Raw genomic sequence first — 14,013 nt, forward strand, 5'->3', positions numbered from 1 at the left:
GGAAATGCCTGCGTTTATGCAGGCTTTTTCTGCTTTTCCCTCGTAAAATCCGATTTGCTGCCAAAAAGCCTGCACTTTTGCAGGCATATATCGGATGAGGGGGATTCGAGGTTGAAAAAGATGCACAATCGCAGGCTTTCTCTGTCGCGCGACGGACTTTAGGCAGCCATCTCCAATTGTCGAGTTTCCCTGTCGCGCAACGGACTCTAGGCAGCCGCCTCCGATTGCAGAGTTTCCCTGTCGCACAACGGACTCTAGGCAGCCGCCTCCGATTGCCGAGTTTCCCTGTCGCACAACGACTCGAGGCAGCAACTCCGATTGTCGAGTTTCTCTGTCGCGCAACGACTCTAGGCAGCCACCTCCGATTGCCGGGTTTCACCACCGCCGCCATATCGTCGGCGCAGCAACGCGCGCTCAGGATTCGCGCGTGAAGAAACCCCAGCTCCTGACTCTCATCGTCAGGTCAGCTCCTACACCCGTTCACTCCCGAAGCCGAGTGAACGGAACGAGAAAAAAGCGCCCCACCGGGGCGCTCAGTTTTCATTTCGGTGCATCGAAGGTATGCACCTTGTTCCAGTTCACACCACCGCTTGCGGTGGTGTACATCACACTCGGCTGCTCGCTGTCATTCGTCAGCAGCCAGCCTTGGCTGCCGTCTGCCATAGCCAGCAGCAGCTCGCCATAGCCAGTGAACGTTTCCTTCCCGTTCACCCAGGTTTTGCCGCCGTCCTTCGTTGAACCGACGGAGTTTGGCTTGTCGCAGCTCGGGCACTGCCCACCCATGAAAGCTACGTCGGGACTGACGACGTAGAGAGGTCCGGGCTTCGTGCCCGTATTTTTGGGCCCTGTGTTATCGCCCACCGGGAAACCAGGAGCAGGTCCCCCACCGGCGGTGCTGTTCGCCAGCACCGTCTGCCAGTTCTTCCCGCCGTCTTTGGTGTGAAACAAGGAATAGGAGGTCTGGGTCATCCCTGACTCGCCAATCAGCTCAACCCAAGCATCGTTAGCGCCTGCCGAGCGAATAACAGCGCCAGTTGGCACTACGGCGGATTTACGCGACATAACGCTTTTCCATGTTTTGCCGCCGTCTTGCGTTCGATCAATTTCGATGGAATCTTTCTCCCCTTTGACAACCCAGCCATTATTCGCATCGTGGAAATAAGCATCTCCTACGATACCTTTGGGTACTGGCAAGGTCGTCCATTTGATGCCGCCATCTACGGTATGCGCATTGCCGCTAAAGGCTTCCTGCTTCGTTGTGAAATGCAAAAAAGCAGCATTCGGCACTTGCCCAACAGAACTCCAATGCTGGCCGCCATCCTTGGTATTCAGCAGCTTGGCGTCATCCCCTACCGTTGCCCACGCTTCTTGCCCGTTCAAGGCAAATATTTGCTTGACGTCACCCGCGGCTTTGTATTGAACTTGCCATTTGGCCCCGCCATCATTGGTATGAGCGATAAAGCCTTGCCCACCGATCCAGCCTGATTTGGCATCGGCAAGACGAACAGCGGTTACCCCTTTCATCGGCACGTTAGCAGGTGCATTCGCATTCGTGTTAGGCGCAGTTGTGGCAGCAGCAGTTGGTGTGCCTGCAGGAATTGCTGGCTCGGCGGAAACCGCTGGAGAGGAGGCTGGCGTTGCCGTAGCATTCGCAGCCCCGCTTGTCCCTTCCGAGGCCCCGCAGCCTGTAAGCGCGAAAACGGAAATCGCCAAAATGGGCATATATTTTTTGAACATCATCTTAACTCCTTTCAAATCTGCAATATCTGCAAGTAATCGTTCTATCCTTATAGACGTTGGCATTCGAGCAAAAGTTGACTCGGCGGAAATTTGGACTTTTGGCAAAATTAGTATGTCCCATAATCAGGGAAGACTATTTAACTTATTTGGCGAGATGAGAAAATAGGCATGACTCATCCCCATCGTGAATACAATCCAATCAAGGAGGGGCACTTTGTTACGGAAAGGAAGAGGATCGGTTGAAATTCATCTGGGGTAAAAAAGAGTTCACCTTAATGATCATTCCGGGCGCCAACCGCCGTACCGTAAGATTCAAGCTTCCGCACAGTAGTATTTATATTGTGCCCAGCGTGATCCTGCTTGTGCTGATTGGTTTTTTTGTCACGATTTACTTAATGAATACCCACTCCTATCGAACGAGAAACAACATGCAGCAAGCTTTCGATGGACAAGAGCGTCAACTGGTCGATCAAATTACTCTTAAAAATAGTGAACTGGAACAGCTTCAAGCCAATTTGATTGACTTATCCCAGCAAGCCAATGATTTTAAATTGAAGTTGGAAGAAATTAAGAAAATCGATCACGTGATCGAATTGATGAGCGAAACAGATGGCACAAAGGGAACAAAAGGGACAAGCAAAAAAACCTCTGCAATAAACACTCAGCAGCCTAACGGGAAAAACTCAGATATCGGAGGCAGCGATGTCGCTGTTACTTCGCAAGATGTCTCTCTTTTGGTGAACAGCACCAAGGAAGGACTTTTTTCGTTAGTCGGAGATATTAACGCCCTGCTCCTGCATCTGAATGAATCGGAAGCCAAGTTGAAGGAAGCTCAATATTTGCGCAGCATCACCCCTACTCTATGGCCCACTGTAACACACAGCATCACTTCCGGCTTCGGCGTGCGAATCGATCCATTCACCTCTAAACCGTCGATGCACACAGGCTTTGATCTTGATGGCGAGATGAATGATGACGTCTATGCGACTGCGGACGGCAAGGTCATTGAAGCCAGCTTTGACAACGAACATGGCAATCATCTAATTATCGATCATACCCGCGGCATCCAAACCGAGTACATGCATCTGAATAAAATGCTGGTCAAACGCGGAGAATCAGTAACGAAAGGTCAAAAAATCGGCCTCATCGGTACGACCGGACGAAGCACAGGCTCTCATCTGCATTACGAAGTACAGAAAAATGGCAAACCGATTGACCCCGCTCCTTACCTGATTACCGATAGAAAGGATGAGCTCAAATGATTGGAAGCTCCAAAACAAGGCGCATTGACGCTAAAACAACGGATACCTTGATCGGTGGAAGTACGATCTGTGAAGGCAAAATTATGTCCGAGGCCAGCCTCCGCATCGAAGGCCAACTCAATGGTGACATTGAATGCGCCGGAGATATCACCATTGGCGAGAATGCCGTGGTGCAGTCCAACATCCAAGCCCGTGATGTCATCGTTGCCGGCAAGGTCAAAGGCAACATCCACACCAAAGGCAAGCTCATCGTCACCAGCTCCGGTGTGCTGGTGGGGAATATTGATGTGCGCTCCTTTATTATTCAGGAGGGCGGCATTTTTCAAGGCAGCAGCGCGATGAACATCGCTGCTGGGGGTGAGAAAGGCAGCGCCAAGGTCATCGACGCCAAAGCACACAAGCAGCAGAAAAGCGAGCAGCAGGCTGCTTCCGGTGGAAACTAGACGATGCCCTTCACTTCATAGGCATTCTGATCCAACAAAAACTGCCTATTATCTGGTCTTGTGGGCCAGGTAATAGGCAGTTTTTATTGGTTTTGACCCATGGGCGACGACCGAGTACGTACAAGCTGCGCGAGCAGGCGTGCCCCGTAGCCAGTCGCACCTATCGAATGCCAGCCTTGTGCAGATGACACATCCTTCAATGAAGCCATATCGATATGCGCCCAACGAAGGGAGGAATCAACGAACTTGCGCAGAAATAAGGCAGCGGTCGTAGCGCCTGCTTCTCCTACCCTGCTGACGTTGCATAGATCTGCAAAGTCACTGTGCAGGTAAGCCTCATACTCATCAACAAGCGGAAGCTGCCATACTTGCTCATCTACCAGCTTCCCGGCTTGTGTGATCTCAGCCACCAACGCGTCCTGTCCCCATATTCCGGCATACTTGGAACCCAGCGCAGCCCCGCAGGAATAGGTCAAGGTCGCAATATCGATGGCTTCCGCTGCCCCGAGACGATGCGCATGAATCAGTGCGTCCGCCAGTACCAAGCGGCCTTCCGAATCCGTATTGCCTACCTGCACAGATACGCCGTTCGGGTATTGCAGCAGCTCCCCTGGCAGCAGAGCCCCTCCGTCCGGCATATTCTCGGCAGCAGCGATAAGCCCAACGACATTCGCCTGCACGTTCCCAGCTGCAAGAATATCAAGTGCGCCAATCACGGCTGCCGCGCCAGCCATATCCATTCGCATATCGCTAATATCGAAGTCCTTTTTCAAACTGATTCCACCTGTGTCAAAAGTAATGCCTTTGCCAATGAGGGCCGAAAGCGGCAACGTATCATCCGTGCAATACCGCAGCTCTAGAAGTGCTGGAGGATGCTTGCTGCCTTTGCCCACGGCGATCAAGCCAACCATGCTGTTCTGCTCCAGTCGCTCCCCTTCGTAAACGATCGCCTCGACCTGCGTACCGGCAAAATGATCGACTGCCCGTTCGATGAGCGTTAGAGGACGCAGTTTATTTGGTGGTTCATTCGCCAAATTACGGGCGAGAATGGCCCCATCGGCATAAATGCGTCCCCATCGTATCGCATCGTTCAGCGCAGCCTTTGCTTCCACTTTCTCCTCTGCTTCAGTTACGGTGAGAAACTGCAAGCTTGCTTCAAATGGCTTAGTCTGTTTCGCGCGGTAAATCTCGAACGCATAGGTTCCGAGCAGCCAGCCCTCCACCCAAGCGCTGACGGCTTTCTCTTCGCTAATCGGAGGCGCATGCACACAGCGCTTCAGCAGCTCGCCCAAGTTTATGCCTACTTGCTCCTTCTTATGCTTCTCCGCCGCACGCCCAGCACTGCCTGCCGCTTCGCGGATTCGTTCCGTGCTCAGCCGCGAAGCCTCCCCACAACCGACCAATAGCGCATCCCTCTCTCCAATACGGCCATGAAACCAAGTCAACGCCCCTGGCTCTCCCATATGGGGCAGGAGTGAGTACGCTTGCAGCCATGCCGGGAGCCGAGCGCCTCCCTTCACTCCGATTTCGTCCAAGCAGATGGGGAAGATGAGAGTCTCAATCGGGCTTTCTCCTCCAACCGTGAACATCATCGTAAGATACTCCCATCTTCCAGACGCTGCCAAGTCTCAAAGCTAAGCTCTCCTTCTTGCAGACGAATGACACGAGCCCCTCGCGGCAAGCCTCCATAGGTGTTATAGCCTGTCACTCGGCCGAAACAAAGCCGAATCTCATGCAGTGTTCCACAGAAATCATTGTCATGATCATGACCAACAAAGGTCCCCATGACATCGCCCATTTCCGCCATTGCAGCAAACAGTCCGCTATTGAGCTTGGGGCAGCATACATCTTCGTTCTTGATGCCGCTTACTTTCCCCACCTTCCATACGTCGTTATACTCCGGCAGCGGAATATGAAAAAAAGCGAGGCCGGGAAGGATGGCATCACTGCGCTCACGAAGTGCTAGTGATTGCTGCTTATACCAATGAATCTGATCAGCCTGAATCCACGCATAGCCGCCGACTGAATCCGGCGCCATGGAACCGGAATCGAGAAAATAAAGTACAGCTGCAGGTTCCCCGGACTGCGTGCCTTGTATGGTAAGCGTGTAATTGCCAACCCCACTAAGCTCCTCAGGTCCTGCTTGCGAATAGCAAGCGCTATGCTTAAGCGCAGCCGCCATCAATTCCTCGCGCGTCACATTCTCCTCTGCATCGTGATTGCCAAATACGTGCGCCCAAGGTAAGCCGGATTCAACGGCAGGCGCAATCGCCCGGCGAAAAGATGCCAAAGGATCGGCTGCGCCATAGCTTGAAATCAGATCTCCCGTATATACGATGAAATCCGGCTTTTCCTCCACAAGCAGTGCTCTGACCAAAGCAAGCGTCCGTAAATCCGCTTCATTGTCCTTGTCGCCGCCGATATGCAAATCCGTCAATTGCACAATGGTAAAGGTCCCGTCCTCCCGGAACTTAAGATTGTCAGCCATGCTTTTCCCCCTTTCACATCGCTGGTCACAGGCTTTGTTACGCCCATTCCCCGTTCAAAAAGCTCGGCATGAATCCTCATTTTGCCTAATGAAAGCAGACAGCCCTTCACAATCCGGTGTACCTGTACTCCCGCCGTAAGAGCCAACAGACATAGCTCCGCAGACGTTGCCGTACAGCAAACACGATTCAACACTTTGTCCCGTCAAATAACCGTACAAGTAACCAGCATTGAACGAATCTCCTGCTCCAGTCGTATCTACGACATCGACCACGAATCCGGAATGAGCCAGTTGCAAGCCGTCTTTCATCGTAATGGCGCCTTTGGGTCCAAGCTTGATGACGACATGACGACAGAAGCCGCCCATATATCTTAAACTATCATCTATATGCTCGATGCCCGTGTAATGGAACGCTTCCGTTTCATTCATCAGAAAAACATCGATATAACCCATCAACTCAAACACACCGGAATGCCATTCTCCCGTATCATCCCAACCTACATCGCAGGAAACGGTGACTCCTGTCTTTTTTAGCTTCTTGACCATAGCGACGAATTCATCATGATTGCGCCGCCCGCGATAGCCGGTTACGTGAACATGTCTGCCTAACGCTACTTGCGCGATATCCAGATCGCCTGCTTGCAGCTCCGAATTTGATCCTGCATACGTAATAAATGAACGATCCAGCTCCGGATTAATCGCTATCGTGATGCCGGTATGGCTTGTTGGGCTAGTCCGAATCAAACTGGTATCGATACCATATCGAGCGAACTGCTCTCGGATATAATGACCATAAAGATCATCTCCAAGAACACCGTTGAAGGCTGTATGCAGTCCCAGCTTGGCTAATGAGATCGTGAATAAAGCCGCACCACCGCCAACATGCATCCGTATATTTTCAACAAAAATTTCTTGCCCTGGCTGAGGAATCTGATTACAGCCCACCACTACTAGATCTATATTGACATCTCCGATGACAACTGCATCAAATTTTTTCATTCCGCGCTCCCTCTCCCGCACTGTTCTCTGTCTAATTCTCTACTGGATAGACCTGCAGCTGTCGCGCACGACAAGCTTATGTCCCAATATCAAATCTTCCCTCGGACTGAATGCAGGATCTGAAATTAACTCGATCAACGTATTCACCGTAATTTTCCCCATATCCTGAATAGGCTGCTCCATGGAAGACAAACGCGGACGAACGAGCTCCGTTAATTGGCTTCCGTCGAATCCGATAATGGATATATCGTCCGGAACTTTGAGCTGGTGGTCATGAATGCAGTTCATAGCACCCACCGCCATGTCGTCGCTTACGGCGAATAAAGCCGTAGGGCGAGGTTCACAGGCCAGTAGTTCCTTCATCAAATTGTAACCGCTTTGCGTTTTGTAGTCGCCGAACCGGATATAGTCGTTCACAATGGGCACCCGCTGATCTTTGAGCGCATTGCGATAGCCTACATAACGGTTCTGCCCTGAGGTGATATCTCTCATATCCCCGCCAATAAAGGCAATTCGTTCATGCCCAAGATCAACCAAATAACGGGTAGCATCATAAGCCGCCTCGTAATCGTCGATGATGACAGAAACGAACTTATGATCGACAGGCCTCACACTTGAGAAAATGACCGGAGTGTCCAATTTATTAATGAAATTGCGAATTTCGTCATTTAATTTCTCATGCATAATAATAATGCCGTCTACCCGCATCTCTTTAAACACGTTCAAATATTTCAGCTCTTTATCCGTATCCTCGATAATGTTGCAAACCAGTAAGTTGTAATCGTTCAAGCTCGCCGTTTCCTCGATACTGCTTAATATAGTGGAATAAAAGCTGGAGGTCAGATCGGGAACAATGACGCCAATCAGGTTCGTTTTCTTCCGCACCAAGCTCCTCGCAATATGGCTTGGGGCATAACCCAGCTCGTCAATCACGCGTTTTACTTTGGCCTTCAGATCGTCCTTCACGTATTTTTCTCCGTTCAACACTCTGGACACTGTGGTTACGGATACTCCCGCTTTTTTGGCTACATCTTTAATTTTGGGCGCCATGATTATCATCCTTCCTTACTTGCAACACGAACATTTCCTCTATTATTCGACAAACAATGGCTGGGAGAATGCCCCGAATCCGCCTTCTAAATAGACAGCTATGCGGATATAGCCTTCATCTCCATCATAAGCATACTTCACCTGCTTCATTCTTCCTGTTTCCTCATGAAGTATGCGGCCTTCCTTGCCGATCAGTGTCACATATTTATACATTTTATCATACAATGGGCTTGATCGAAGATCATAAATAATTTGACCTTCTTCAACACGGATTCCATCAAACCCATAGCCCGTAGAAACGTAGAAGCTGCCCTCGCGAATCGCGGCTAAAATGGCCTCGTTCGTCTTCTCTTTCGCCAATACCATATTCCAAGCCCGTTTTTCCTGCCCATAGACGTGAAAGTCATCATTTCCGAAGCCCCATATTTTGCGTCCAGCAGACAAGAGGTAATCCCATTTATCGAAAGCAATATCGTATTCTGGATTCCCATCCCCATTTACAACCTCAATGCCATTGTACCGCTGCATACTGAGCATATCCTCATGCCGCCAATAATGGGAAAAAAAACGATTCGGATGGGCCAGTATAGAAAGACCTCCGTTCTCAACACAGGCATCAGAAAGCCGCTGATAATTGGCGATCGAAAATTCATTCGAATAGCCCTCCATGAGCGTGCTCGGGGGATGGACAAGCAGCATGTGTGTTTGCGAACTGCTCACCTCAACAGCTTCGAATAAAGTCCCAATGGTGTGCTCTCCCTCATGCACAGTAATCCGATCATGATCGGATATGCCTAGAAAATCATAGTCATGATACATGCGGTACACCGTAGAAAGCGGATGATGTCCGTCACTGCACGTCGTGTGATTATGAAAGCTGCCCCGCAGCCAGATGCCTTGCTTATCGTAGGGATTATGGATGTGTGTCACTTACGAATTCCTCCCTTGCTCTTATTCTTTCACTGAACCAATCATAGCTCCCTTAGCAAAATACTTCTGAATAAAGGGGTATACGCAAATAATGGGAGCAACGACCACGATAATAGTTGCCATCTTCAAAGAATCGCCTGTAATTTGAATGCGCTGGAGCATTTGCATTTGCGACGATCCCGCCATCTGCATTAATGACTCCCGAATTGCATCCTGCCTCGTCAGCATTTCTTGGAGCAGCGTAGATAAGGGTCTAATGGAAGCCGTTCTCACAAAAAACGAACCTGTAAACCAATCATTCCAGTGACCAACCGCTGTGAATAGGGAAATCGTTGCCAGTACGGGCTTGCTCAGCGGTAAAATAATCCGCATAAAAATGCCAAAATCGCTGCAGCCGTCCAACTTCGCCGACTCTTCGAGGCTAATGCTGATTTGCTGGAAAAAGGTGCGCAAGATGATGAGGTTCCACGCACTGTAAAGTCCCGGAATAACGTAGACCCATATGGTATTGGTCAGATGCAAGCTTTTCAACAGCATGTAATAAGGAATAATGCCTCCTGAGAAAAGCATGGTGAAGAAGATCATAAGGGTAAAAAAGCGCACCCCTGGCATCGTTTTGCTTTTTAGCGTATAGGCCGCCATCGCGGACAGAAACACGCCTGCCACCGTGCCAAGAACCGTCCGAAATATGGAAATGGCGAATGCTCTGCCAATATTGGCGGAAGTAAACACTTCATGATAATTCTCTAGCGTCCATACGCGGGGCCAGAAGTAAATCCCGCCTCTTTCCGCGTCCTTCCCTGCGTTGAAGGAAAGAGCGAGAATATTCAGAAAGGGAAGTACGATGGACAGACACAATAGAATGATCAGTGCATAATTAACAACCTTAAATATCTTTTCCCCTGCTGAGAGCTTATAGAATTCATTTCCCACGTTCATCTCTCCCCGTACTAAGAAGTGCGCTCCCGTCTGAACTGATCCTTATTCGAAGTGAGCGCTCCCGCCTAATTCATACGATTAATTCAAAATGACCTTCGTTTTGGGATCCTTGTCTTTCTGCTGCAGCAGTTCTTCGAATTTGTCTAATCCGGCAGCTTGCAGCTGCTTTTTGGAGGAATCCAGAATTTTCTGGGCTTCTTCGCTGCTCTTCGCATAGAAGGCACGAATTACACTGTCATTGTAATTATCAAGTGCTGTTTTCAATTGAACGCCATTCGCGAATTCGTTGATAAAGGAAAGCGGTTGGTAACCGTCTGTGAACAAGGCATTTTTCATCTTGTCGGCATATCCCCAGTACTCCGCAATTTTGTTCGCACCCGCATTGGCTTCAGGCGAGACCGCATCGGCATAAGAGCTTTCGCCAAAATCGGCCAATCTGTTTATATCCGTGCTGCCCAAATAACTGCCCCAACTATTTCCTGCGCCATCAAATCCCAGCGCTTTCGCTGCTTTTGGATCTTTGTTTTTCAAATCAAGCACTTCTTTCTTCACTTGAGGGTTCCCTTTGGCATCCAGCGTGTAATCTCTTCCTTCCAGACCATATTGCCAGAGCAGCTTGCCTTCCCGACTAGCTAAGAAATCGGCCAAATTGACGATATCTTGCGGATTTTTCGTTGATTTCGGGACCGACCAAATCATGGACCCCGTTTTATAAGGAACTACCTTTCTGTAAGGTCCATCCACAGCATTGATAGGACCCAGCGGAAGGTAATGCACATCTTTGTTGAAATCCAAATAACTGTGCATGTCGCTAATAATGCCGAAGCTGCCGTTTAGCGCACCCTCTGTCGCCTTGTTTTCCTGCATAGCATAGAAATCAGGAGACATGAGCTTCTCTTTCAGCAGCTTTTGAGTAAGCTCAATGCGTTTCATGACATAATCTGTCTGACTTTCGTGGATGATTTTCCCGTCTTTGTCTTTATAAAACCTCTGATCCGTCGCACCCCAAGTCAGATCGCTGAACAAGAGTCCATTCTCGTGATTCCCGTTCCCCCAGTATCTAGGCCCGATCGGGATAATCTCTTTACCATTGGTATCCTTGAAGTTGCCCGCTTTGATTTTTTGAGCCAGTTCATACACTTGATCGCTTGTTTTTATCGTGCGGGGATCTATGTTTAACGCATCGGCAATATCCTTGCGGATATAAGGCCCTCCAACATATTTGTATTCGTCATAGCCGGCTTCTCTGGGGATATTCATATGAATAAAATAACTTTCGCCATTAAATTCCGGACGAAACATGACGCCATATTTCGTATCGAGCGGCAAATATTTATCATCTAAGTATTTGCTGTAAATCTTTGTGTTTTTAATCAAAGGCGTCAGGTTCGTAAACATGCCTTCTTTGGCGCCTTTGGCAAGTACCGGCATTTCCTTGCGCCCGCTGTTATTCAGATAAGAAACGATAAAATCAGGCAGATCATTGGAAGCAAGTCCCGCATTCAAGCCATCAATCGCATGCTCCGAATTTACACCTTCAAGCTGAAGTGTAATTCCTGTCATTTCTTTGAGCTTTTTAGCAATTTCGGGATTGATTTCTGCGGATAAGTCGTCGTTGTCAATAAACAGAAGCCCTTTTAGCGTCCGATTGGCAACCCAGGTTGCAGGCTTGCCGCTGCTGGACGCAGTTGTTGCAGGCGTTGGATTACTGTCTTCACCCGCCGTTGGATTGGCACTACTTTCGCAGCCAGCAAGCAGTAAGCTTGCTGCCAGAGGCATAGACAACCATTTGACCCATCTTTTGCTCATACTCGACTCCTCATCTCATTCAATTTTTATGAATAACACCTGCTGGTGCTCTTCAACATAGGGAATGCGGTAAACTGGTATCGCTACCATATTGATTCGTCAAAGAACTTTTTCGATGCTCGATTCGCTGTAATGACAAGTACCAAACCAATAACACTCTGCATCAAACCAACAGCGGTGGCATAGCCGTATTGCCCGTTTTGAAGTCCTACTCGAATGATATACGTATCGAGAATATCCGCTAACTCCATATTCCCCGGTGTTCTCATGAGATAAATCTGGTCAAATCCAGCCTGCAGGATGCTGCCCAGCGATAAAATAAACAGAATAGAAATCGTAAGCCTTATGCCCGGCAGCGTGATGTGCCAAATTTCATGCCATTTGTTAGCACCATCCATTTTGGCGGCTTCATGCAGCTCCGGATTGATGCTGGCCATCGCAGCCAAATAAATAATAGAATCCCAGCCTATGCTTTGCCAAATATGGCTTCCGAACATGAGTGAATAGAAGTATTTGCTTTCCATCATGAAAAAAGTGCTGCCGTCTCCCCCGAAGAAACGTATTGCTTCGTTCAGCAGTCCCGTATCAGGAGCCAAAACCCGCTGCATCAAGCCAACGACGATAACCCATGAAAGAAAATGCGGCAAATACGAAATACTTTGCATCATTCCCCGAAATTTCCGATGCTTGATCTCATTGAACATAAGCGCCAGCAGAATGGGAAAAGGAAGTCCCAGAAACACTTTGATACTGCTGATAGCAAGTGTATTCCTGATCAGCTTCCCGCTTTGGTAATCGCTGAAAAAGGCTTTAAAATACGTCAATCCCACCCACGGGCTTGCCATAATGCCCTTGTTGAATTGATAGTTCTTGAAGGCAAGAATAAGTCCGCCCATTGGGATATACGAGAAAATGACGAAGAATACAAGACAAGGAAGGAGCATGAGATACAATTGCTTGTGTTGTAAGATTCTTTTCCCTAAATAGGCATTCTTCTTCTTTGCCGCAACTCCAATTCTGGCTTGCGACAGATCCGTTTCCATGTGACAACCACCTTCCTAAGGTATTTTACATGTTTTTCTGGTATCGCTTCCATATTGCAAAACATAAATGACTTGAATAGCACAACTCCACGCATGTATTTTATGGAATCGCTTTCATGGCGGAATGATTTTAGTATAAATGCTTTGGAATCATTTGACAATACCTTTTTAGCGTTGCAAATCTAAATTTTCTGTTAATTCAAACTTACCTCTTAATGCATGGAAAAAAGCCTGCTTCGTCCAAGATTGGACTCGAAACAGGCTTCCACACTTCATGACTTACTTCCCGCTTTTCACTTCCTCCAGCATCGACAGATCGACGAACTTACGAAGATCAAGTTCCTCTTTATTAATGCCCTTAATATATCGGGCGTCAATGGAGACCTTCGCCATCGTCTCCATCACCTTAACGTCAACGTCTGTCGTGAGCTTCAGCCTGCCTATAGAGGCTTTGATTAAGCTTTTGTCCATCCCTTTGCCGCTGTATTTTTTCAGCTGGTTGTTGATGAGTTCATAAGCTTGCTCTGGGCTGTTCTGGATGAATGCGATGCCATCCATATTGGCTTTGATTGCGCCCTTCACCATATCACGATGGTGGGCGATGAATTTGTCGCTGGCGACCATAATAACCGTCGGGTAATCGCCGTTGTTCGGCGGAATTGCCTGCCAGTCCACGACGACCTTGCCGAGTCCAGCCTTCTCGATCTGTGTTCCCCACGGCTCGGGGACGAGCGCTGCATCAATTTCCTTCTGACGGAAGGAAATTAGCGCATCCGACGGGGAGCGCACGATGAGGTGCGCGCTCTCTGCGCCCCGGCCTAGGCTCACGCCTTCTTGCTGCAGCAGCAGCCGCAGCGAAATTTCATTCGTATTCCCTTTTGCCGGGATGGCGACTGTTTTATCTACTAAATCTTTCACGGCATTAATGCCTGATCCGTTTCGAGCAACCAATACGGCGCCGCCGTTATTGGAGCCTGAGACGACGCGGTAGTTTCCGCTTTTCAAGAAGAAAGTTGTCGCTGGCCCCGGACCTACGAAGCCCACATCAATATCTCCGGTGGCCATTGCGATGGATAAATCCGACCCGTTATCGAAGGCGGTGACTTCAATCTTCACCTCATCCCCCCACTCGCGGGCGAAATAGCCCTTCTCGAGCGCGATATAAGCCGCGGCATGGGTGACGTTTTTGAATACACCAACCCGAACAATCTGCGCCTTTCCTGAAGAAGTCAGTTTCTCCCCGCAAGCCCCAAGCGTAGCGGCAGCGACCACAAGCAGCATAAGCACCCATAAGCGTTTTCTCATCCGAT

The 14,013-nt window shown here is 49.0% G+C and carries 12 protein-coding genes; 2 read left to right on the plus strand and 10 right to left on the minus strand.

Annotated elements, in window-relative coordinates; genetic code table 11:
• Nucleotides 1-540: 540 nt before the first annotated feature.
• Nucleotides 541-1,740 (minus strand): YCF48-related protein, encoded by a 1,200-nt coding sequence (locus BC351_RS25955; protein WP_079416482.1) that lies wholly within the window; start codon nt 1,738-1,740, stop codon nt 541-543.
• A 239-nt stretch (nt 1,741-1,979) separates the two neighbouring features.
• On the opposite strand from BC351_RS25955, the gene BC351_RS25960 reads away from it, so the two are divergent.
• Together BC351_RS25960 and BC351_RS25965 are read left to right on the plus strand one after the other, a co-directional pair.
• Complete coding sequence (locus tag BC351_RS25960; protein ID WP_244209175.1) at nt 1,980-3,002, plus strand: M23 family metallopeptidase; 1,023 nt, start codon at nt 1,980-1,982, stop codon at nt 3,000-3,002.
• Nucleotides 2,999-3,445, plus strand: coding sequence for a bactofilin family protein (locus BC351_RS25965; protein WP_079416484.1), 447 nt, complete (start codon nt 2,999-3,001; stop codon nt 3,443-3,445). Before BC351_RS25960 ends, BC351_RS25965 begins: the two co-directional genes overlap by 4 nt.
• A gap of 83 nt (nt 3,446-3,528) precedes the next feature.
• On the opposite strand, the gene BC351_RS25970 is transcribed toward BC351_RS25965, so the two are convergent.
• From BC351_RS25970 to BC351_RS26010, 9 genes are all read right to left on the minus strand, one after another.
• Nucleotides 3,529-5,037, minus strand: a complete 1,509-nt coding sequence (locus tag BC351_RS25970; RefSeq protein ID WP_079416486.1) for a leucyl aminopeptidase family protein — start codon at nt 5,035-5,037, stop codon at nt 3,529-3,531.
• On the minus strand, nt 5,034-5,933 hold the full coding sequence (locus tag BC351_RS25975; protein WP_079416488.1) for a metallophosphoesterase family protein: 900 nt from the start codon (nt 5,931-5,933) through the stop codon (nt 5,034-5,036). The genes BC351_RS25970 and BC351_RS25975 overlap by 4 nt, the downstream gene beginning before the upstream one ends.
• Before the next feature lie 54 nt (nt 5,934-5,987).
• On the minus strand, nt 5,988-6,932 hold the full coding sequence (locus BC351_RS25980) for a carbohydrate kinase family protein (RefSeq protein WP_079416490.1): 945 nt from the start codon (nt 6,930-6,932) through the stop codon (nt 5,988-5,990).
• A 39-nt stretch (nt 6,933-6,971) separates the two neighbouring features.
• A complete protein-coding gene (locus tag BC351_RS25985; RefSeq protein ID WP_079416492.1) occupies nt 6,972-7,982 on the minus strand; it encodes a LacI family DNA-binding transcriptional regulator in 1,011 nt (336 codons plus the stop codon).
• Between the two features lie 42 nt (nt 7,983-8,024).
• Nucleotides 8,025-8,912 (minus strand): CehA/McbA family metallohydrolase domain-containing protein, encoded by an 888-nt coding sequence (locus BC351_RS25990; protein ID WP_079416494.1) that lies wholly within the window; start codon nt 8,910-8,912, stop codon nt 8,025-8,027.
• Between the two features lie 21 nt (nt 8,913-8,933).
• Entirely contained in the window at nt 8,934-9,845 is a 912-nt protein-coding gene (locus BC351_RS25995) for a carbohydrate ABC transporter permease (protein WP_244209176.1), read from the minus strand.
• 84 nt (nt 9,846-9,929) lie between these two features.
• A complete protein-coding gene (locus tag BC351_RS26000; protein ID WP_079416498.1) occupies nt 9,930-11,660 on the minus strand; it encodes a type 2 periplasmic-binding domain-containing protein in 1,731 nt (576 codons plus the stop codon).
• A gap of 83 nt (nt 11,661-11,743) precedes the next feature.
• Nucleotides 11,744-12,703: an ABC transporter permease gene (locus tag BC351_RS26005; RefSeq protein ID WP_079416500.1), complete on the minus strand. Its 960-nt coding sequence runs from the start codon at nt 12,701-12,703 to the stop codon at nt 11,744-11,746.
• 279 nt (nt 12,704-12,982) lie between these two features.
• Complete coding sequence (locus tag BC351_RS26010; RefSeq protein ID WP_079416502.1) at nt 12,983-14,008, minus strand: ABC transporter substrate-binding protein; 1,026 nt, start codon at nt 14,006-14,008, stop codon at nt 12,983-12,985.
• Nucleotides 14,009-14,013 lie beyond the last annotated feature (5 nt).

This window comes from Paenibacillus ferrarius (genome assembly GCF_002027705.1).
Classification (GTDB): domain Bacteria; phylum Bacillota; class Bacilli; order Paenibacillales; family NBRC-103111; genus Paenibacillus_E; species Paenibacillus_E ferrarius.